Source organism: Pseudomonas sp. TSRC2-2, from assembly GCF_049897785.1.
Taxonomy (GTDB): domain Bacteria; phylum Pseudomonadota; class Gammaproteobacteria; order Pseudomonadales; family Pseudomonadaceae; genus Aquipseudomonas.
In genome coordinates, this window is sequence record NZ_JAFCWZ010000004.1 from 179,477 (window position 1) to 199,089 (window position 19,613).

The window sequence follows — 19,613 nt, forward strand, 5'->3', positions numbered from 1 at the left end:
CATGATCGATCTGCGCCGTCTGCGTTACTTTCTCGTCGTGAGCGACGAATTGCATTTCGGCCGCGCTGCGATGCGTCTGCATATCGCCCAGCCGCCGCTGACCCGGCAGATTTCGGCGCTGGAAACGGAATTGGGTTTTCGCTTGTTCGACCGCAGCACGCGCAGCGTCACGCTGACCTCGGAGGGCCGACATTTTCTGCCCTACGCGAGGGCCGTGCTGGAGCAAGTCGACCTGACAGCGGCCATTACCAGCAAACTGGCGGCCGGCTCGGCTGGGCATCTGGCTGTCGGCTATGCCAGTTCGATCGCCCTTTCGGACGTTTTCAGCCAGACCATCCAGACCTTTTGCTCGTCGTATCCCGACGTGCAACTGACCGTGGAAGAAGGCGCTTCAAGCATGCAATGCGCCCAGATCGTTGAAGGACGCCTGGACATCGGCATGAGCCGAATGCGACCGGCCGACGCGAACCCGGACATTCAAGTCATTTGCCTGGATAACGAACCATTGATGGCGGCCGTTCCCAGTGACAGCGCCCTCGCCGGGCAAAGCCACGTGACGCTCACCGAATTGAGTGCATTTCCACTGATCACATTCCCGAGCGACTACGGCTCAGCCCTGAATGACATCATCGCCGCGCTGTACCGGCGCAACGACCTGACGCCACGCCCCGGGCCGAGCGGCAAGCAGATAACCTCAATCATTGCGCTGGTTGCCGCTGGCCAGGGCGTTGCGGTTGTGCCGCAATGCACACAAGCCCTGGTCAAGCACGGCGTGACCTATCGGCCCCTCGCAGAACCCAGTGCCACGGCGCCTTTATTGGTTTTAACGCGCAAACGCGAGCGCAGCCCGCTGGTGAAGGCCTTTGTGGAGGTGATCGAACAGTCCCTGCGGACCCGGTGAACAATCACTGCGCGGCAACAAGGTGAGGTCTGGAACGCTTCGTCAGAATTTTTCTGCAACGCGCTTGTACGGATAATCCGGCTCCCGGTACTTGCCCGGTTTCTGCCGCTTCGGCAATTGGACCTTATCGCGCTTCACCTCTTCATAAGGGATGCGACTCAGCAGATCAGTAATGATGTTCAGGCGTGCGCGACGTTTGTCATTTGAGTCAGCAACCATCCACGGCGCTCGATCGGTATCGGTGTATTTGAACATCTCGTCCCGCGCCCGTGAGTAGTCGTACCAGCGGCTGTAGGATTTGAGATCCATCGGCGTCAGTTTCCATATCTTGCGTCCGTCATTGATGCGCGCTTCGAGCCGGCGGGTCTGTTCCTCTGGACTGACTTCGAGCCAGTACTTGAGCAGGATTACTCCCGAATCGACGATGGCGTTTTCCACCCACGGAATCGACTTGAGAAATTTGTCGGCCTGCTCCTCCGTGCAAAAACCCATGACACGCTCGACACCGGCGCGGTTGTACCAACTGCGGTCGAAGATCACCACTTCGCCGCCTGCCGGCAGATGCGGCAGGTAACGCTGCACATGCATCTGGCTCTTTTCGCGATCGGTCGGCGCCGGTAATGCCACCACGCGGAACACCCGTGGGCTGACGCGCTCAGTGATCGCCTTGATCACCCCACCCTTCCCCGCACCGTCGCGGCCTTCGAACACAATACAAACCTTGACACCTTTGGCGATGACCCACTCCTGCAGCTTGACCAGTTCAATATGGAGTTTGCGCAGTTGCGCAAGATAGTCCTTGTTTTTCAAGCTCGGGCGTTCGAGGGCCTTTGCAGGTTTCTTGTAGTTTTTCGCCATGAATACGTCCTCGCGCTTCAACAGCCCGGTGAAATTGTTTATTGACCCAAAGGGCCTGAGCCGTGAGGTTAGCCCACGCCCGGCTGTTTGCCATCGTGGGGCAAAAAAGCCGGGCCGCCATGTGTTTCCTGCGTTTGTTCCGACGTCGCACTGTTCATTGCCCGATCCACTGTTTGCTGGAGTTTTTCGATGCCGTCGCCCAAATCATTGCCCACTGCCCTGCTCGGTCTGGCCCTGGCCTGCCCGGCGATGGCCGAGACCCAAGGTCTGGAACTGGGGCAAGTGCTGATTTCGGCGGAACAGCGCAGTGGCACCGATGCAACGGTCGAAGAGGCCAGGGCACGCCTTGAACAGGTGCCGGGGGGTACCAACGTGGTCGACATGCGCCAGCCGTTGCAGGGCCGCGTTGCCAGCAATCAGGATGTGCTGGCCTATCAACCGGGGGTGTATGCGCAGTCGGCAGGCAACGAAGGTGTGAAGATTTCCATCCGTGGTTCAGGCATCAACCGCGCACCCGGCGCCCATGCATCCGGGTTGTATACGATGCTCGACGGCCTGCCGCTGACCGGTCCCGGCGGCACACCGTATGAATTGCTCGAGCCGCTGTGGGTCGACCATGTCGAAGTCCTGCGGGGTGCCAACGGTTTTGATCGCGGCTCGCTGGCGCTGGGTGGCGCTGTCGATTACGTCAGCCACACCGGTTACACCGCGCCGAAGCTGCAAGTGCGCTACGCCACCGGTAGCCATGGCTATCAGCAGCGCCAGATCAGCTCCGGGCAAGTGCTGGGGGATTTCGATTACTACGTGTCCATGACCGAGGCCAACGCCGACGGCTATCAGGATCACACCGCCAGCGAGAGCAAAGGCCTGATCGCCAACTTCGGCTATCGCTTCAACCCGAACCTGGAGACTCGCTTCTACTTTCGCTACCGGGAAACCGACAACGACCTCGCCGGCCGCGTGACCAAACATTCCATCGAACACAGGCCTCGGGCAGCCAACCCGGCGTATGTCACCCGCGATGACAGCCGCAAACAACCCGGCAGTACCTTCATCGGCAACAAGACCACCTTCTACCTCGACGACGACTCGAGCATTCAGACCGGCCTTGTCTACCACGACTACCCGATGGATTTGCGCGAAGGCCCGAACCGGCTGAAAGTCGCTTACACCGATGTCAGCGGCACCTTCGACTACAAGCGTCGCGACACCCTGTTCGGCATGGAAAGCCGCAGTAATGCCGGCCTGCGCGTGACCAAGCATCTGCCCAACGATGGCGCCAGCGAGTTCGTGCGCATCCCGAGTGTCAATACCGCCAACCATGCGCCCGGCACACGGATGCGCAACTTCACTTATCAGGGCTCGGATACCGTGCTGCATTTCGGTAACGACCTGGAAATCGCTGACGACCTCTGGCTGACGACCGGCCTCGCCGCCGTCTACACCCGTCGCGAAAGCGCCGTGACCTATCCGCAAGGCGGCGGCAAAACCAGCCTCAACGACTGGGACTACGCACCACGGATCGGCCTGCGCTACCAGATCACCCCGGACGTGCAAGTGTTCGGCAATCTCAGCCGCTCCGTCGAAGCGCCGCATCCGTGGTCACTGATCTACAGCTCCAACGTACGCTTCCCTGCCGGCAACGGTGCTGCGACCGGCACCCAGCGCGACCCGATCGAACTGCAAAACCAGACTGCGACGACCCTGGAACTCGGCGGCCGTGGCGACAGCAACCTGGGCGAATGGAGTCTGGCGTGGTATTACGCGCAAGTTCGTCACGAACTGCTCTCGGTGCTGCCGGATGCCAGCGCCGTCACGCCCTACGAACTCAACGCCAGCCCGACCGTACACCAAGGGATCGAGGCCAGCCTCAACAGCAAACTCTGGACCGCCGCCGACGGCCGCCAACTGAGCTTGCGCCAGGCCTACACTTTCAGCGACTTTCACTACCGCGACGATGAGCGCTTCGGCGACAACCGCCTGCCGGGCCTGCCGATGCATTATTACCAGGGCGAACTGCGTTACGACTGGCCGCAGGGTTTCTTCGCCGCCGTGAACACGCAACTGGTCTCCAAAACTGCAGTGGACTACGCCAACAGCTACTACGCCGACCCGTACGCGCTGTTCGGCGCAACGCTGGGCTACAACGCCCCGAAGGGTGATTGGCAAGGCTGGGTGGACATGCGCAACCTGACCGGCAAACGCTACGCGGCAACGGTCACGCCGGGGTATGACGACAAAGGCGTGGACGCCGCGCGCTCGACGCCGGGTGAAGGGATGGGGGTTTACGTTGGGGTTTCATGGAGTTTGTTGTGAGGGCTGATAACGGATAGCACTCAGTGCGAAGAGAATTGCACTACGCTGGCTAGCGACTTGAAACAGCTAGCGACAGGTTCGATCTATGACAGTCTGCTGCCCCGCGTGTGGCTTCATCACTGACCACCTTCCGCCAACCCACAAGTGCTGCGAATGCGGAGAGTTTTCCCACGACTGGTTGATTTACGACTGGGAAGAGTTTGCTGCGATCATACGTCGGCACGTCAGGTACAACGCTGTGATTGTTGGTGCGTTATTGATTAACGTGCTTGCGGCCATGGCGCTTCACTCCACCAATGCTTTTCAGTGGGTTTTCACGCTATTGGCGGTACCGGCAATCATCAGCTGGCTTCGTTGTCGCAGACAATTGCGCGCGAGGTGTACGTATAGAGGCCATGAAGCTGGAGTCGTTTTTCCGTGGTTTAGCGGGTTTGGTGGTCTTTAATCGTTGCAATAAGGATCTCTTGCCCCGCCGACGTACTGTTGCAATACGAATCCGCAACGCAACAAGCAGCGGCAAGTCCTTCAAGGAAGATGTAGATGCGCAAACGCAAAGCGCTGCAATACGTGAATTGCGTGAGGAAACCGGCATAGAGGTCCTCACGGTTGGCGGACCTGTAGCACACCGGGACCTTTCCTTGCTATTACCCAGCAGCGAAACTGTACTCGCGGTCGAACAATATTTGGTCTTGCACGCGCCAAGCGAAGGGCTATCCAGAGCCGGCTGGACTCAGGAAGAAACCGAGGTCATGGCCGATCACCGTTGGTGGTCCGCTGAATCGCTACGTGGCACCGACGATCAGATATGGCCCGAGAGGCTGGATGAAATGCCGGTGAATGCAGGCATCCTCGAGTCGGCCAGGTAATCATCGCTCTCTGCATTGAAAATAACGGACTGACCTCATGGATACCTGCCAAGAAAACTCATTGGAAACATCACTCCGGCTGGCCGCGGACGAACCCGCGCATCGCCCTGAGTTCTATCGAACCCTCCTGGGCTCGACCGTCTACATCCTCGGCACCGCCGGTGTTGCTCAAGGCCATGTCAATCTCGAGGCTGGCAGCAATATCAGCATCGCCCATTGGCAGAAGCCCGATGGAACGCCGGTCATCCCGTTCTTCTCCTCGCTGCCAACGCTGCAACAATCCATCGACAGCGAGCAGAGCTATATGGAGATACCTGCACGATCGTTGTTCGAAATCACTCTGGGCGCGCTGCTCTTTCTGAATCCGAAGTCGCCGTACGGCAAGGAATTCCTTCCTGATGAAGTGCACCTCCTGCTCTCAGGCGAGATCGGCCGGCCCGCCACGCAGCGTACCGTCGAAAAAGAAACCAACGTGTTGTTTGGACAGCCTTCGGACTACCCATCGACGATGGTCCATTCGCTCTCGCAACTGCTGGCCAAACACGCCAATGTGAAACGTGCGTTCCTGGCGCTGATGCACGACGCCTCGGTTGATGAAAAGCCGCACCTGATCGTCGGCATCGAAGCGGATGGCAATATCGAACAGGTCATGCGCGAAGCCGGCAATGTCGCTGGAGACACAGCCCCTGATGGCGGGCCGGTTGATTTTTGCCGCGTGCTGACGGGACAAGCCGGGCTGAGTGATTACTTCCTCAAAGAGACCAAACCGTTCTACGAACGCAAGTCACCGAGCAAGCTGCGTTCTTTCTTTGGGTTTGGTAGAGCGTGATGATCAATCCATTGAAAGCCGCACTGACGGCCTCGCTTGTCATCGTCCTTTCCACCAGCGCACTGGCTGACATCAGCGCCATCGGTTTCCAGACCACCACCCTGCCCGACCCGCAACACAATCGTCCGCTGGAAATGGCCGTCTGGTACCCAGGCACGACGACAACCACCGCCCAATTGATCGCCGATGACGCAGTCTTTGTTGGTGTCTCAGCCGTTCGTGATGCGCCACCCGTTGCGAGTGAGCATCCATTGGTCGTGCTATCCCACGGTTACCGAGGCAACTGGAGTAATCAGGCCTGGCTGGCGAGTGCGCTGGCCCATCAGGGTTATATCGTCGCAGCCGTCAACCATCCCGGCACCACCACTCATGACCGTAGCGCGCAGGCGGCGGCACAGTTGTGGCAGCGCCCCGTCGACCTGAGCCGCGCCATTGACTCAGTCACCTCCCAACCGGATAAATTCGGCGCCGTCGACAAGGGTCGCATTGCGGTGGTCGGCCACTCCCTCGGCGGCTGGACTGCGCTGGAAATCGCCGGATCACGGTTCGATCCGGACCTGTTTGCGGGCGATTGCAAAATCCATCCGCAGCTCTCCAGTTGCAAGGTCTATCAACAGATGAATCCGGTAAACACACCGGAATCGAAGACTGCACTGGCCAGTGACCTGCGCGACAAGCGCGTCACCGCTGTGATTTCGCTGGACTTGGGCCTCTCGCGCGGCATGACCAGCCAAAGCCTGGGGACATTGCCGGTGCCAACGCTGGTTATCGCCGCTGGTGCGCCGTCACAGGATCTGCCGGCAGCACTGGAGTCAGCTGATCTGGCCAAGCGACTGCCTCAGGCATCGACCGGATATATCGAAATCGCCGACGCCAGCCATTTCACTTTCATGTCGCCGTGCAAACCGGCTGCGGAGGCTTTGCTCGAAGAAGACAGTCCGGGTGACGGCATCATTTGTCGCGATGGTGACAATGCGCGGCCACGTGCGGTGATACAGCAACAGGTAACTGCGCTGATCAGCGAATTTCTGACGAAAACTGCAAGTAATCCCGCCCATTGATCCAGATCGCATTCGGCAATGACCTTGGAATCGGCAAACACGCCCTCATAACAAGGCATATCCCCATCGTCTCCGAGAGGAAGGACACACCATGACCACTCAAACCGAAACTGCCATTCTCGCCGGCGGCTGCTTCTGGGGCATGCAGGATCTGTTGCGCCGCTACCCGGGCGTGCTCAATACCCGAGTCGGCTACACCGGCGGCGATGTGCCGAATGCGACCTATCGCAACCACGGCAACCATGCCGAAGCCATCGAGATCAAGTTTGATCCGGCAGTGATCAGCTACCGGCAGATCCTCGAATTCTTCTTCCAGATCCATGACCCGAGCACGCCCAACCGTCAGGGCAACGACCTTGGCCCGAGCTATCGTTCGGCGATCTACTACCTCAACGACGAGCAGCGCGCCGTCGCCGAAGACACCGCCGCCGACGTCGACGCTTCGAAACTATGGCCCGGCCGCGTGGTAACGGAAATCGAACCGGCGGGTCCGTTCTGGGAAGCGGAACCCGAGCATCAGGATTATCTGGAGCGGATTCCGAACGGCTACACCTGCCACTTCATCCGGCCGAACTGGAAACTGCCCAAGCGCAATTAACAAGATGAAATCGGCGGGGCTCAGTGCCCCGCCACTGCCTCTGCTCCGGTCGATCGCGGTCCCGGTCTGAAACCGTGGGCCCGAGCCCCCCAGGCAATGGCAAAGCCGATAGCGACCAACACCAGCATGGCCCATGGAAAAGAGGCCACGCCCCAGTGATCCAGCAACACCCCGCCGACCACACCGCTCCCGGCAATTGCGCTGTTCCACGCCACCACGTTCAGCGATAAGGCCACATCGGCGCCATCACCCGCTGCGTCAGCCAGGGCCGTTTGCAACAGCGTCGCCGCGCCGCCAAAGGTCAATCCCCATACCGCCACGCCTAAATAGATCACCTCAGCAATCCCTGCGCCAAAACCCAGCGCTACGCAGACAGCGGCAAAGGTTGCCAGGCTCAGCAACACCGTCGAGCGCAGCAGCGGCTCGACCAGTTTCGCCGTCAGCCATATGCCGACCAGCGCGGCGATGCCGAAGATCAACAATACCGCATCCACGCGCTCGGCCATGCCCGCCGGCGCCACAAACGGGGCGATGTAGGTGTAGAGAATGTTGTGCGCGAGCATCCAGCTGATCACGACGGCCAGCACAGGACGAACGCCCGGGGTAGTCAGGACTTTGCCCAGCGACAGGCGTTGATTGGCCGGTTGCGGCGAATAGTCGGGCACTTTCACCAGTACCCAGACGATCAATACCAGGGTCAGCGCTGACATAAGGCCGAACGTGGTGCGCCAACCGACCAGCCCGCCGAGCCAGGTACCCAGAGGCACGCCCAGCGACAGCGCGATCGGTGTGCCAACCATCGCCAGAGCCAACGCCTTGCCCTGCTGCTCAGGCTCGACCATGCGTCGCGCGTAGCCGGCCAACAGACTCCACGCCAGACCCGCCGCTACCCCGGCGAAAAACCGTGCGACCAGCGTCACGCCGTAGTGCGACGACAGCGCGGTAATTGAATTGAACAGCAGGAAACCGACAATCGTTAGCAGTAACACGTTGCGGCGCCGCCAGCCACGGGTGGCGATGGTCATCGGGATCACCGCCAACACCGAACCCAATGCATACGCGGTGACCATTTGCCCGGCCATGGACGGCGAAATTGCCAGGCCTTCGCTGATCAGCGGCAGCAAGCCCGCCGGCAGGGTTTCAGTGACGATGCAGATGAAGCCAGTCATGGCCAACGCCAGCAAAGCACCAACGGGCAAGCCTTTTGGCGTAGCCGTTAACGTTATTGAAGGTGTCACGGGAAGCTCCTCGAAAAAACCGACTCAGATTTAAATACCGATCGATCTAAATCCTGAAGGCGCACGTGCAGCGTTGTCAACAATTTCTGTATCGACTAGTCTGTATTTGAAATCAACGAGGAGTTTGCTCATGGCGAGAACCGGTCGCCCCCGTCAGTTTGATCGCGCCGAGGCTGTCGATCAGGCCTTGCAATTGTTCTGGCAACACGGCTACGACGCGACATCGCTGGCCCAGTTGAAGGCGGGCCTGGGTGACGGTATCTCGGCGCCGAGCTTCTACGCCGCGTTTGGTTCCAAGGAGGCCTTGTTCGAGGAATGCGTGCAACGTTATCTGGCCACCTACGCGCAAGTCACCGAATGCCTGTGGGACGAGAGTCTGCCACCGCGCCAGGCGATCGAGACCGCATTGCGCCAGTCGGCACGCATGCAATGCGACGACGCGCACCCCAAGGGCTGCATGGTGACCCTCGGTATCATGAGCGCGCCGAGCCCGGAAAACGCCCATGTGGCGCAAGCCCTGACCCGCTCACGGCAGCGCACCCGCGCCGGTATTCAAGCCTGCGTCGAGCGTGCTGTGAATGCCGGTGAGCTGGCGAGCGGCACAAGTGCAGCAGTGATGGCGACGGTATTCGACAGTTTCCTGCAAGGCATATCCATCCTCGCCAGAGACAACACCGCACCGGAAAACATCGATGCTGCCATCACGCAGATCATGCGAACCTGGGACATCGCCGCCACTCGTGCAACACCTTGATCAAATCACAAATGCACGGGCGCCGCTGCCGGCGAGCCTGGCTCCGGCACATCGACATTGACCTTCAATGCGATCAGTAACGCAGCCAGCAACATCAGCATTCCGGCCCCGACAAATACACCGTTGATGCCGCTGAAACTGAACACTGAACCGCCAGCGGCAGCACCGGCGGCAATAGCAGACTGCACCGACGCGACGACCATGCCGCCCGCACTTTCGGCCTGATCGGGTACTGAACGCGCCACCCAATTCGACCATGCCACCGGCACGCCACCGAAGGCCATCCCCCACAGCGCCAGGAGCAACGCCTGCCCGGTGAGCGAGGCCGGTAACCCGACCAGCGCCAGAGCGGCAACGCCCACTAAAACCGGCATAAGCACCAGCGTTGCCCGTGGATTGCGCTGCAACAGCCAACCGGCGAACAACGTGCCGGCAAAGTTTGCCACGCCGAAACCAAGGAGCATCAGGGCCAAGGTCTGCGCGCCGACGCCGGTAGTGCTTTCCAGAAACGGCCGGATGTACGTGAACAACGCGAAGTGCCCCGTGTGCACCAGTACGCAGCCGAACATGCCGATGGCAATGCCCGGTCGCAGCAACACCTCGAGTACCGTACGCAGGCGTGACGGACGATGCGGCGCCAGACTGGGTAGCGTGAACATTTGAAAGACCAGCGTCACCACGCCCACCGCTGCCGCCGCGAAAAACGCACTGCGCCAGCCAAACTGGCCGCCGAGATAACTGCCCAGCGGCACCGCCACCACCGTACCCACGGCGATCCCGCTGAAGATGATCGACAGCGCGCGCGGCAGCAGCGCCGCCGGCACCAGGCGCATCGCCACCGCCGCCGCCATGCTCCAGAAACCGCCCAGGGCGATGCCCAGGAGGATTCGCATGATCAGCAGCACCGCTAGGCTGGACGACAACGCGACCAGTAGATTCGAGGCAATCATCAGTGCCGAAAACCCGAGCAACACCCGCCGCCGATCCAGGCTACGCGTCAACCCCGGCACCAACAATCCGGCAAACAACGCGACCACCGCTGTCACCGTCACGGCTTGCCCGGCCAGCGCTTCGCTGACGCCAAGATCCAGCGCCATCGGGGTCAGCAGGCTGGCCGGCAGATATTCGGCGGTGAGTAATCCGAACACTCCCATCGCCAGTGAGAAAACCGCCATCCACGCAGGCACTGTCGGCTCTTCTTCAGCTCGCCCATCACAGACATATTCATTCATTTCAAAACTCCCTCGGACATTTCGTGAGGGCAGTCTATTGACGGCAAACCGGATGATCTATGATGCACAGTCTTGAACTTTTGATCGAAACCCCGAACATGAGCAGCACTGATCCTTTTTCTGTGTCCTCAGACCTCATCACTGAGTTGCTGCGCAGCATGCGCCTGCGTGGCGTGCAATATCGGCGGATCCACGCCGGTCCGCCGTATGGCCTGGGTTTCAGTCAAAAATCCGGCCATGCGTATTTTCACTTCGTTGCCGCGGGTTCAACTGTCTTGCGGCTAGAGGATGGCAGCCTGTACGAATTGTCGGCGGGCAATGCGGTATTCATTGCCCATGGGGCCTCGCACCGGTTGCTCTCACACCCAGGCGCCGAAGTGCAGGACATTGACAGCGCCGTCGCCGCGCCACTCGGCGACACAGTCTGTGCGCTGCAGGTCGGGCAAAGCAGCGATACGCCCGATAGCGCCCTGCTCTTCAGCGGCTGTATGGAATTCGAACTCGGCAGCCTGCACGGCCTCGGTCGGCTGATGCCTGGACTCATGTTGATCGACGCCGGTGGCCAGCGCTATCCGGGACTTATGCCAATCCTGGCGACCATGGAGCGCGAAGTCAGCGCGGCGCGGATCGGCTTCGCCGGGATCCTCGCACGCCTTGCCGATGTGGTGGCTGCAATGATTGTTCGGGGCTGGGTCGAATGTGCTTGCGGCAACGCCTCAGGTCTCGTCGCCGCCCTGCGTGACCCGCGTTTGGCAAAGGCCTTGCTTGCCCTGCACGAACAACCAGGCCGCGACTGGAGCGTCGCCGAACTCGCAACGCTGTGCAACACCTCACGTTCGGTGTTCGCCGAACGCTTCCAGACCACCCTCGGCACCCCGCCGCTGCGCTACGCCACCGAACTGCGGATGCGCCTGGCCAGTCAATGGCTGACGCTGGAAAGACTGCCGATTGAAGAAGTGGCGCAACGTTTGGGCTACACCTCCCAAGCGGCGTTCAGTCGTGCGTTCAAGCGCATGACGGGAAGCTCGCCGGGCGCGAGTCGGCGGCAGCGCTCAAGATGAGCATGGCAGCACAGGCGGCAATCAACCTGTGCCGCCTCCTTCGGAAGTGGCTGTCTTGCCGGCTTAGCGTGCGCAACTTATCGTTTCCCCCACGTCGCTGCCTGAAGTTGAAAACGCTGGGCACATCGCCGACGCGGCTGTGAACGGTTTAGGGATTGCGGACCTGCCTGAGGACGAGTTCGGTGCGCATCTGGCTGAAGGGCGTTTGGTCAGAGTGCTGCAAGACTGGTGCGAACCGTTCGGTGGCTTCCACCTTACTATCCCAGCCGCCGCCAGCCTCCCTGCTCGCGATGGCGCCAGACCCGCCACATCATCCCTGCATGCCAGCCCCGCGCGCCCCTCACAACTTCGGCACATCACCGGTAGCCTCGGCGATCGTCGCCAACGTTTCTTCCATGCTGGCGATGTCTTCATGAAGTTTTTGAAAGACCAGATCCAATGACTCCGGGGCGTCCACGGTCTGATGGCCACGAAGCGACTCGACGCTATCGCTCTCCACATGCTGGAGAATGTCGACACTTTCGCGCAGCGCCAACAGCTGATCAAAGATAGCGGCAATCTGCGCCTGGCTTCGAGCGCTCATTATTTCCACCCAAGCCTGGCAATGATCTCGCGCCGGTAAGGCGTGTCGATCTGCGCCGGCACCTGCTCGATATAATCGCGCGCTTGTTCGTGGGCTGCGCCGCTCAACCCGGCTAGATAAGAAACCGCGTCGTCGACATTGGGCACCAGCCCTTCTATGTTTTTGAATCTGCCGGGCAGCGCTGTCCAGATCACCGCGTCCAGTTGCCGAGGCATTGCCCATTCGGCGAGCAGGCCCGTCGGCGAGGTTCCGACGGTGAAGCTGCCGACGCCATCCTCCCTGCTCTCAGGGATGCCCTCTCGAATACGCAGGAGTTCACGGGCCTGATCGAGGTCGGTCACGTCCAGTACCGACCACAGCACTTTGCATGGCGGAGCGTTCGCGCTGATTGCCGTAGTCAGCTCGCCGCTATCACTGACGCGTACGAAGTCGATCGGTACCCGCGGCCCGTCTGCAAACCATTCGCTCGCCAGCGGCAAACCGTCCGGCTTCCAGATCAGCGAGCCCCATCCCAGGCATGCAATGACCATACTCAAACCCTTCTGAAGAGACGTTGATCACAGAGCAGAACAGGCGCCTCAACCTTTGGTTTTTCGCGGATCGGCGGCGCGCGGAAAGGTACGTTCTTCCTGGATCGTCCCGTCCTCTTTATGGATTTTCAGAGAAGCGGTTTTGCCCTTCAGATAATCGCTGGCGATCTGCGTAATCTCGGCTTTGGTCGCAGCCGTTTTCGACGCACGCTGCGCGCCCTCTTTGACCAGTTCCCAGCGCTGCTCGTTTTTACTGATGTGGTAGTTATCCATTCCTTCACCTCTGATGTGATTGAGAAGACCGATAATGGATTGACCTTGAGCGGTTCAGAGAGTTTGAAAGAATTGATCCCGACTCAATACGCGAATTCGTGGCCCAACTCGCTCTCCATCCACGCCAGAAAACGCCTGACCCGTGGAAAGCTGGAATGCGCCTTGGGGAATACCAAATGGTGCGCCGCCACCGCAGCACTCAGTGATTCAGGCGCCACCTCCACTAATGTGCCCGCGGCCAGATACTTCTGCGCCAGCAATGTGCTTTCCAGCGCGAAACCCAAGCCGTGACTCGCGGCTTCCAGCGACATGTACGAGCGATCGAAGCTCAATGCGTAAGGCCGTTCCGGACGCGCCAGACCATGCTGGGCAAACCATTGCGGCCATTTGAGCAGGGTGGCTTCCGACAGAATCAGATCGCACTCCAGCAGATCCGCAGCACCACGCACCGGGCGTTGCCCGAGCAGTTTCGGTGAGGTCAGCACCGCGAATGTCTCGTTCCTGACCGTGCGCACCTCATAGCTTGGCCAGTTCGGCAGACCGTGGCGGATATCGACGTCGATCTTGTCGCGACTGAAGTGCAGCGATTCATAGGAGCACGACAGGTTGATCTGAATGTCCGGATGACTCGCGCGAAACGCCTCCAGGCGTGGCATCAGCCAGAGCAGGCCGAAGCTCGGCGATGAATGCAAGCGCAGGCAATCGAGGCTGACATCGCTGGCCGCACGCTCAGTGGCAACGGCGAGACTGTGCAAAATCCCGGAGACTTCCTTGAGGTACTGCTCGCCGACCGGCGTCAGCGAGACGCCCCGAGCGGCGCGAACAAATAGTTGCCGGCCGATCATCCCCTCCAGTTTCGCCAGTTGATGGCTGACTGCCGAGGGTGTCAGGTCCAGCACTTCCGCCGCCCTGGCGACGTTGCCGAAGCGCGCGGTTTGCTCGAAGGCCTGAATTGCTTTCAGCGGTGGCAGGATGTTCGGTGCCTCAGTGTCTGAGCGCATGGGGACTCCGTGGTGATTTCTTGTGATGTACGGACCGTTTTCATTCAAGCATTTGCGAAACGGCCTGACGAGTGCTGAATTTTTTTCAGCATTGAGTGACTTCCGCGTTATTGCTCACGCCCGCCCCGGAGGACAAGCTGAGTCATCGGTTGCTTACACACCGACCCAATAAAAACAATTCGAGGGAATCCTCCATGCTTCTTCAAGGCAAAGTCGCAATCATTACCGGTGCCGCATCTGCCCGTGGCATTGGCCGCGCTACCGCCAGCACATTTGCGCAACACGGCGCTCGCGTGGTCATCCTCGATCTGGATGCCTCCGCAGCACGTGACGCCGCCGCAGCACTGGGCGAAGGTCATCTGGGCCTGGCGGCCAACGTGGCCGACGAAGCGCAGGTTCAGCAAGCCGTTGCCGCCATCATCGAGCACTTCGGGCGCATCGATATTCTCATCAACAACGCCGGCATCACCCAGCCACTGAAGACCCTCGATATTCGCGGCTCTGACTATGACAAAGTGCTGGACGTCAGCCTGCGCGGTACCCTGCTCATGTCCCAGGCGGTGATCCCGCTGATGCGTCAGCAGTCCTTCGGCAGCATCGTCTGCATGTCGTCGGTGTCGGCCCAACGCGGCGGCGGCATCTTCGGCGGCCCGCATTACAGCGCGGCCAAGGCCGGTGTGCTGGGATTGGGCAAGGCCATGGCACGGGAATTGGGGCCGGACAACATCCGCGTCAACTCCATCGCTCCGGGGCTGATTCACACCGACATCACCGGCGGCCTGATGCAGGATGACCGCCGTCACGCCATCATCGAAGGCATTCCGCTCGGGCGCCTGGGTCAAGCGCAGGACGTCGCCAACGCCGCACTGTTTCTGGCCAGCGACCTGTCCGCTTATCTGACCGGCATCACCCTGGATGTGAACGGCGGCATGCTGATTCACTGAGTAACTCTGGGCGGGCCTGCGTGGCCCGTGCGGTTCTGGATCGATGACGCAGCCGGGCCTGATGGCCTGGCGGTCAATAAAAACAAGAGATCAGACCATCATGACTACCCTGTCGCTCGAAGCGGTTTCGACCGTGCGTTCTTCTGCCTATCGCAAAACGGCCTGGCGGCTGATGCCGTTCCTGATGCTGTGCTATTTGTGCGCCTATCTGGATCGGGTCAACGTCGGTTTCGCCAAGTTGCAAATGATGAACGATCTGGCCCTCAGCGAAACGGTCTACGGACTGGGCGCGGGGGTGTTCTTCATCGGCTATTTCCTTTGCGAAGTGCCCAGCAACATCATCCTGCACAAGGTCGGTGCGCGGGTGTGGATTGCACGGATCATGATCACCTGGGGCATCGTCTCGGCGCTGTTCGCCTTCGTCGAAACCGCCTGGCAGTTCTATGCCCTGCGCTTTCTGCTGGGGATCGCCGAAGCCGGTCTGGCGCCGGGCCTGCTGCTCTACCTCACCTACTGGTTTCCGTCCTATCGGCGGGCGCGCATGACCGTGTTGTGGTTTATCGCCATTCCGCTGTCAGGCATGGTCGGTGGCCCGCTTTCGGGCTGGATCATGAACCACTTTGCCGGTGTGCACGGCTGGGCGGGCTGGCAGTGGATGTTCGTGCTCGAAGCGGTGCCCACCGTGCTCGTCGGCCTGCTGGTGCTGAGTTATCTGAAGGACGGCGTGCATCAGGCGACCTGGCTCAATGACGACGAAAAAGCCTTGATCACTCGCGAACTGGCCGAAGACGACCAGCAAAAGGTCACCCACGCCTCGATCGGCGAGTTCATCCGCGACCGGCGCTTGTGGCTGCTGGCGGCGATCTACTTCTGTGTGGTCATGGGCCAATATGCAATCACCTTCTGGCTGCCGACACTGGTGCGTAACGCAGGGGTTTCCGACCCATTGCACATCGGTTTCCTGACCAGCCTGCCCTATCTGTGCGCCATCGCCGCCATGCTCCTGGTCGGTCGCAGTGGCGACAAACATCGCGAGCGCCGCTGGCACCTGATCGTGCCGATGATCGCCGGTGCGATCGGTTTGAGCCTGGCAGCGATGATGGGCGGCAACCCGACCTTGTCGATCCTCAGCCTGTGCCTGGCCGCCTCCGGCATTCTGTCCGCCACCTCGTTGTTCTGGATGCTGCCCACCACGCTGCTCGGCGGAGTGTCTGCGGCGGCCGGCATCGCCGCGGTCAACAGCTTCGCCAACCTCGCCGGGTTCTGCTCGCCTTATCTGATCGGCTGGATCACCACCCTGACCGGTTCCAGTGCCATCGGCATGTACCTGATTACCGGCGTGCTGTTCCTCGGCGCGAGCCTGGTTCTGCGTATTCCTGCCGCTTTGGTCAATCGTTGAGTCAACGGAGTTTCATCATGACGACTAATCTTTCACACGCTGCATCGCTGAGCCTGAACCAGCGCGCGCACAACATCCGCCGCCATGCACTGCGCATGGGCCAGGTTCAGGGCCAGGGCTATGTGGGCCAGGCCCTCGGCGCGGCTGACCTGTTGGCGGTCTCCTATTTCCATGCGATGAATCATCGCCCCGCAGACCCCGAATGGGAGCAGCGCGATCGCTTCTATCTCTCCATCGGCCACTACGCCATCGCACTGTACGCAGCGCTGATCGAAGCCGAGATCATTCCGCTCGACGAGCTGGAAACCTACGGCTCGGATGACAGCCGCCTGCCGATGTCGGGCATGGCCGCCTACACGCCGGGGATGGAAATCACCGGCGGCTCGCTGGGTCAGGGCCTGGGCATCGCGGTCGGTGCCTGCCTGGGCCTCAAGCGCAAAGGCTCGGCCTCGTTCGTCTACAACCTGCTGTCCGATGGCGAACTCAATGAAGGCTCGACCTGGGAAGCGGTGATGTCGGCTTCGCACTGGCAGCTCGACAACCTGATCGCCATCGTCGACGTCAATAACCAGCAGGCCGACGGCTATTCCAGCGAGATCCTCTCGTTCGAACCCATCGTCGATCGCTGGCAAGCCTTTGGCTGGTTCACCCAGCGCGTCGACGGCAATGACCTCGACGCCCTGGTCGCTGCATTCGATGCCGCCCGCAATCATCCAGGTACGCAACCACGCGTGATCATCTGCGACACGAAAATGGGCAAAGGCGTGCCGTTTCTGGAGAACCGGGAAAAGACCCACTTCATTCGCGTCGAAGAACACGAATGGGACCTGGCACTGAGCAACCTTGAAGAAGGAAAAGACCAATGAGCAACGCCGCCAACACTGCGCCTTCGACTGCTACTGGCGCGCCGGTGAAAAAGCGCCTGACCACCTCGGCGATGATTGCCTCGATTGCCTCCGAGGGCCAGGCGACTCGTTCGGCACCTTTCGGCCATGCGCTCGCGGCGCTGGCCGACCAGCGCGCAGACATTGTCGGCCTGTCGGCTGACCTGTCCAAGTACACCGACCTGCACATTTTCGCCAAGGCGCACCCGGAGCGTTTCTATCAGATGGGCATGGCCGAGCAACTGCTGATGAGTGCCGCCGCCGGAATGGCCCGTGAGGGTTTTGTGCCGTTCGCCACTACCTATGCGGTGTTCGCGTCGCGTCGCGCCTATGACTTCATCTGCATGGCCATCGCCGAAGAAAACCTCAACGTCAAAATCGTCTGCGGCCTACCCGGCCTCACCACCGGCTACGGCCCGAGTCACCAGGCCACCGATGACCTGGCGATCTTCCGCGCCATGCCCAATCTGATGATTGTCGACCCGTGCGATGCGCTGGAAATCGAACAGGCCGTGCCGGCCATCGCCGCTCACCAAGGCCCGGTCTATATGCGCTTGCTGCGCGGCAATGTGCCGTTGGTGCTGGACGAGTACGGTTATCAATTCGAGATCGGCAAGGCCAAGACCCTGCGCACGGGCAATGATGTGCTGATCATCTCCACCGGGCTGATGACCATGCGCTCACTGGAAGCGGCCAGGCAATTGCAGGCCGACGGCATTGATGTGGCCGTGCTGCACGTGCCAACCATCAAGCCGCTGGATGAGCAAAGCATTCTCGCCGAAGCGCGTAAATCCGGGCGTCTGGTGGTCACAGCCGAGAACAGCTCGATCATCGGCGGTTTGGGTGAGGCGGTTGCCGGGTTGTTGTTGCGCAATGGCGTGACGCCCACCTTCAGACAGATCGCGTTGCCCGACGCCTTCCTCGACGCCGGCGCCCTGCCGACGCTGCATGATCGCTACGGCATTTCGACGCCGGCCGTTTGCGCGCAGATCAAAGCCTGGCTGTAACTCCAAGGTAGCCGGCGCCTCGATTCGAGGCGCTCGCTCGTTCGCCAACAGGAGGCAGAACATGAAAGCCCATGAACTGCTGGATCCCGACTTTGAGAGCTTTTTGACGCCCGGCGCACAAGTCTGGACTTTGGCAACGCTGCCCGGGATCAGGGAGCGTGTTCACGCGACATTCCAACCCCGAGAACACGCACGCTGTGAAAGCCTATGGATCAAGGCCCACGACGGTGAGGATTTGCGCCTGTGTCTTTACCGGCCCGCCGCCGCACCGGACGGTAATTTTGCGGTGATCCTGTACATCCACGGTGGAGGTTTCGTCCTGGGCTGCCCGGAAATGGCCGACGATTATCTGGCCGATCTCGCCGCAGAACTGCAGGCGATCATCGTCGCTGTCGATTACCGTCTCGCGCCTGAACACCCCTTCCCCATTCCTCTCGAGGACTGCTACACCGCCCTCGCCTGGGTTTTCGCCCACCGGCAATCGCTGAATATCGACGCCGACAAAGTAATCCTTATGGGCCACAGTGCCGGCGCCGGGCTGGCAGCAGCGTTGGCAATTGCGGCGCGGGATCGCGGCGAATATCCCATCGCCAGCCAGGTGCTGGTTTATCCGATGCTCGATTACCGTTCGGGCAGCGCAGCCTCGCCTCACCAGAACAGCACGACCGGTGTGATTGGCTGGCCGGCGCAAGCCAACCAGTTCTGTTGGGAGTGCCTGCGCGCTAACCAAGCGCTGGATGACCTGCAAATCGGCTGGTTTTCGCCAGCCCTGCAAAACGATCTGAGTGACTTGCCGCCCACGTTTCTGGCCGTCGGGGCGCTGGATCTGTTTCTTGAAGAGGACATTGCATTTGCCCTGCGCCTGTCTCGCGCCGGTGTTGCCGTCGAGTTGCATGTCTATCCTGGGGCGCCGCATATGTTTGATCAGTACCCCGGCGGTGTCACCGAGCAGTCTGCGCTGGATATCGTTCGATCACTTCGGCGAACGATAGCTAGCGTATTAACTGCTGAGGGATAGAACGAAGAGCTGAAACGGTACAACAGGATTTCTTATACAAAGCCTGCCTCCCCTTCTACGCTTATTGATTAATACCTTCGCAGAAAGACAGCTGCGGAGGTTGGCCCAAGCTTTTGGAAATTCAATATCGCTTAGCCATCACCCACTTCAGTTCCGCCCGAGCCCTTTCCAGCCTCTCTTTGGATAATGTCGAAAACGACACATTTTGTTGCATCCAAAAACCGCTTGGATCCAACGTCCCGACAAACGGTAACGACCTA

General features: G+C 60.4%; 20 protein-coding genes and 1 pseudogene. 14 read left to right on the forward strand and 7 right to left on the reverse strand.

Annotated elements, in window-relative coordinates; all coding sequences use genetic code 11:
• Window position 1 precedes the first annotated feature (1 nt).
• Window positions 2–901: a LysR family transcriptional regulator gene (locus tag ACP7D9_RS09520; RefSeq protein ID WP_426157381.1), complete on the forward strand. Its 900-nt coding sequence runs from the start codon at window positions 2–4 to the stop codon at window positions 899–901.
• Window positions 902–943: 42 nt separating this feature from the next.
• Here the strand turns inward: ACP7D9_RS09520 and ppk2 are convergent, their stop codons facing one another.
• Window positions 944–1,759 (reverse strand): polyphosphate kinase 2, encoded by an 816-nt coding sequence (ppk2, locus tag ACP7D9_RS09525; protein ID WP_101162343.1) that lies wholly within the window; start codon window positions 1,757–1,759, stop codon window positions 944–946.
• A 189-nt stretch (window positions 1,760–1,948) separates the two neighbouring features.
• On the opposite strand from ppk2, the gene ACP7D9_RS09530 reads away from it, so the two are divergent.
• The 5 genes from ACP7D9_RS09530 to msrA all read left to right on the forward strand — a co-directional run bounded on the left by ACP7D9_RS09530 (window position 1,949) and on the right by msrA (window position 7,429).
• Complete coding sequence (locus ACP7D9_RS09530) at window positions 1,949–4,075, forward strand: TonB-dependent receptor family protein (RefSeq protein ID WP_426156976.1); 2,127 nt, start codon at window positions 1,949–1,951, stop codon at window positions 4,073–4,075.
• Between the two features lie 395 nt (window positions 4,076–4,470).
• Window positions 4,471–4,941, forward strand: coding sequence for an NUDIX domain-containing protein (locus ACP7D9_RS09535; protein ID WP_426156978.1), 471 nt, complete (start codon window positions 4,471–4,473; stop codon window positions 4,939–4,941).
• A 37-nt stretch (window positions 4,942–4,978) separates the two neighbouring features.
• Window positions 4,979–5,770 carry an enhanced serine sensitivity protein SseB gene (gene sseB, locus ACP7D9_RS09540; protein ID WP_426156980.1) on the forward strand — a complete coding sequence of 264 codons (792 nt, stop codon included), beginning with the start codon at window positions 4,979–4,981 and terminating at the stop codon, window positions 5,768–5,770.
• 11 nt (window positions 5,771–5,781) lie between these two features.
• Complete coding sequence (locus ACP7D9_RS09545; protein WP_426157383.1) at window positions 5,782–6,831, forward strand: alpha/beta hydrolase family protein; 1,050 nt, start codon at window positions 5,782–5,784, stop codon at window positions 6,829–6,831.
• A 91-nt stretch (window positions 6,832–6,922) separates the two neighbouring features.
• A complete protein-coding gene (msrA, locus tag ACP7D9_RS09550) occupies window positions 6,923–7,429 on the forward strand; it encodes a peptide-methionine (S)-S-oxide reductase MsrA (protein ID WP_426156982.1) in 507 nt (168 codons plus the stop codon).
• 20 nt (window positions 7,430–7,449) lie between these two features.
• Here msrA and ACP7D9_RS09555 read toward each other — a convergent pair whose 3' ends face one another.
• A complete protein-coding gene (locus ACP7D9_RS09555; protein WP_426156984.1) occupies window positions 7,450–8,667 on the reverse strand; it encodes an MFS transporter in 1,218 nt (405 codons plus the stop codon).
• 130 nt (window positions 8,668–8,797) lie between these two features.
• On the opposite strand from ACP7D9_RS09555, the gene ACP7D9_RS09560 reads away from it, so the two are divergent.
• The gene (locus ACP7D9_RS09560; protein ID WP_426156986.1) at window positions 8,798–9,421 is read left to right on the forward strand and encodes a TetR/AcrR family transcriptional regulator; all 624 of its coding nucleotides are present in this window, start codon (window positions 8,798–8,800) and stop codon (window positions 9,419–9,421) included.
• A gap of 5 nt (window positions 9,422–9,426) precedes the next feature.
• On the opposite strand, the gene ACP7D9_RS09565 is transcribed toward ACP7D9_RS09560, so the two are convergent.
• Complete coding sequence (locus ACP7D9_RS09565; RefSeq protein ID WP_426156988.1) at window positions 9,427–10,653, reverse strand: MFS transporter; 1,227 nt, start codon at window positions 10,651–10,653, stop codon at window positions 9,427–9,429.
• A 62-nt stretch (window positions 10,654–10,715) separates the two neighbouring features.
• Here ACP7D9_RS09565 and ACP7D9_RS09570 point away from each other — a divergent pair, with 62 nt between their 5' ends.
• Window positions 10,716–11,714: a cupin domain-containing protein gene (locus ACP7D9_RS09570; RefSeq protein WP_426156990.1), complete on the forward strand. Its 999-nt coding sequence runs from the start codon at window positions 10,716–10,718 to the stop codon at window positions 11,712–11,714.
• A gap of 121 nt (window positions 11,715–11,835) precedes the next feature.
• Window positions 11,836–12,080 (forward strand): annotated as a pseudogene (locus ACP7D9_RS09575) (hypothetical protein); the annotation flags it as partial.
• Here the strand turns inward: ACP7D9_RS09575 and ACP7D9_RS09580 are convergent.
• From ACP7D9_RS09580 to ACP7D9_RS09595, 4 genes are all read right to left on the reverse strand, one after another.
• Window positions 12,055–12,297, reverse strand: a complete 243-nt coding sequence (locus tag ACP7D9_RS09580) for a hypothetical protein (protein ID WP_101162369.1) — start codon at window positions 12,295–12,297, stop codon at window positions 12,055–12,057. The pseudogene ACP7D9_RS09575 and the gene ACP7D9_RS09580 overlap by 26 nt on opposite strands.
• On the reverse strand, window positions 12,297–12,827 hold the full coding sequence (locus tag ACP7D9_RS09585) for a hypothetical protein (protein ID WP_397478255.1): 531 nt from the start codon (window positions 12,825–12,827) through the stop codon (window positions 12,297–12,299). Before ACP7D9_RS09585 ends, ACP7D9_RS09580 begins: the two co-directional genes overlap by 1 nt.
• Before the next feature lie 48 nt (window positions 12,828–12,875).
• Complete coding sequence (locus tag ACP7D9_RS09590) at window positions 12,876–13,100, reverse strand: DUF2188 domain-containing protein (protein WP_397478369.1); 225 nt, start codon at window positions 13,098–13,100, stop codon at window positions 12,876–12,878.
• Window positions 13,101–13,183: 83 nt separating this feature from the next.
• Window positions 13,184–14,101 carry a LysR substrate-binding domain-containing protein gene (locus tag ACP7D9_RS09595; RefSeq protein ID WP_426156993.1) on the reverse strand — a complete coding sequence of 306 codons (918 nt, stop codon included), beginning with the start codon at window positions 14,099–14,101 and terminating at the stop codon, window positions 13,184–13,186.
• 194 nt (window positions 14,102–14,295) lie between these two features.
• On the opposite strand from ACP7D9_RS09595, the gene ACP7D9_RS09600 reads away from it, so the two are divergent.
• From ACP7D9_RS09600 to ACP7D9_RS09620, 5 genes are all read left to right on the forward strand, one after another.
• Complete coding sequence (locus tag ACP7D9_RS09600) at window positions 14,296–15,045, forward strand: SDR family NAD(P)-dependent oxidoreductase (protein ID WP_426156995.1); 750 nt, start codon at window positions 14,296–14,298, stop codon at window positions 15,043–15,045.
• A 100-nt stretch (window positions 15,046–15,145) separates the two neighbouring features.
• Window positions 15,146–16,444, forward strand: a complete 1,299-nt coding sequence (locus ACP7D9_RS09605; RefSeq protein ID WP_426156997.1) for an MFS transporter — start codon at window positions 15,146–15,148, stop codon at window positions 16,442–16,444.
• A 17-nt stretch (window positions 16,445–16,461) separates the two neighbouring features.
• On the forward strand, window positions 16,462–17,310 hold the full coding sequence (locus tag ACP7D9_RS09610) for a transketolase (RefSeq protein WP_426156999.1): 849 nt from the start codon (window positions 16,462–16,464) through the stop codon (window positions 17,308–17,310).
• A complete protein-coding gene (locus tag ACP7D9_RS09615; RefSeq protein ID WP_426157001.1) occupies window positions 17,307–18,335 on the forward strand; it encodes a transketolase family protein in 1,029 nt (342 codons plus the stop codon). The genes ACP7D9_RS09610 and ACP7D9_RS09615 overlap by 4 nt, the downstream gene beginning before the upstream one ends.
• A 61-nt stretch (window positions 18,336–18,396) precedes the next feature.
• Window positions 18,397–19,353, forward strand: a complete 957-nt coding sequence (locus ACP7D9_RS09620; protein WP_426157003.1) for an alpha/beta hydrolase — start codon at window positions 18,397–18,399, stop codon at window positions 19,351–19,353.
• Window positions 19,354–19,613 lie beyond the last annotated feature (260 nt).

Excerpts from the sequence above, each read along its gene's own strand:
- ACP7D9_RS09520 (WP_426157381.1), top strand. The coding sequence starts at position 2 with ATGATCGATCTGCGCCGTCTGCGTTACTTTCTCGTCGTGAGCGACGAA.
- ppk2 (WP_101162343.1), bottom strand. The coding sequence starts at position 1,759 with ATGGCGAAAAACTACAAGAAACCTGCAAAGGCCCTCGAACGCCCGAGC.
- ACP7D9_RS09530 (WP_426156976.1), top strand. The coding sequence starts at position 1,949 with ATGCCGTCGCCCAAATCATTGCCCACTGCCCTGCTCGGTCTGGCCCTG.
- ACP7D9_RS09535 (WP_426156978.1), top strand. The coding sequence starts at position 4,471 with ATGAAGCTGGAGTCGTTTTTCCGTGGTTTAGCGGGTTTGGTGGTCTTT.
- sseB (WP_426156980.1), top strand. The coding sequence starts at position 4,979 with ATGGATACCTGCCAAGAAAACTCATTGGAAACATCACTCCGGCTGGCC.
- msrA (WP_426156982.1), top strand. The coding sequence starts at position 6,923 with ATGACCACTCAAACCGAAACTGCCATTCTCGCCGGCGGCTGCTTCTGG.
- ACP7D9_RS09560 (WP_426156986.1), top strand. The coding sequence starts at position 8,798 with ATGGCGAGAACCGGTCGCCCCCGTCAGTTTGATCGCGCCGAGGCTGTC.
- ACP7D9_RS09565 (WP_426156988.1), bottom strand. The coding sequence starts at position 10,653 with ATGAATGAATATGTCTGTGATGGGCGAGCTGAAGAAGAGCCGACAGTG.
- ACP7D9_RS09570 (WP_426156990.1), top strand. The coding sequence starts at position 10,716 with ATGCACAGTCTTGAACTTTTGATCGAAACCCCGAACATGAGCAGCACT.
- ACP7D9_RS09580 (WP_101162369.1), bottom strand. The coding sequence starts at position 12,297 with ATGAGCGCTCGAAGCCAGGCGCAGATTGCCGCTATCTTTGATCAGCTG.
- ACP7D9_RS09585 (WP_397478255.1), bottom strand. The coding sequence starts at position 12,827 with ATGGTCATTGCATGCCTGGGATGGGGCTCGCTGATCTGGAAGCCGGAC.
- ACP7D9_RS09590 (WP_397478369.1), bottom strand. The coding sequence starts at position 13,100 with ATGGATAACTACCACATCAGTAAAAACGAGCAGCGCTGGGAACTGGTC.
- ACP7D9_RS09595 (WP_426156993.1), bottom strand. The coding sequence starts at position 14,101 with ATGCGCTCAGACACTGAGGCACCGAACATCCTGCCACCGCTGAAAGCA.
- ACP7D9_RS09600 (WP_426156995.1), top strand. The coding sequence starts at position 14,296 with ATGCTTCTTCAAGGCAAAGTCGCAATCATTACCGGTGCCGCATCTGCC.
- ACP7D9_RS09605 (WP_426156997.1), top strand. The coding sequence starts at position 15,146 with ATGACTACCCTGTCGCTCGAAGCGGTTTCGACCGTGCGTTCTTCTGCC.
- ACP7D9_RS09610 (WP_426156999.1), top strand. The coding sequence starts at position 16,462 with ATGACGACTAATCTTTCACACGCTGCATCGCTGAGCCTGAACCAGCGC.
- ACP7D9_RS09615 (WP_426157001.1), top strand. The coding sequence starts at position 17,307 with ATGAGCAACGCCGCCAACACTGCGCCTTCGACTGCTACTGGCGCGCCG.
- ACP7D9_RS09620 (WP_426157003.1), top strand. The coding sequence starts at position 18,397 with ATGAAAGCCCATGAACTGCTGGATCCCGACTTTGAGAGCTTTTTGACG.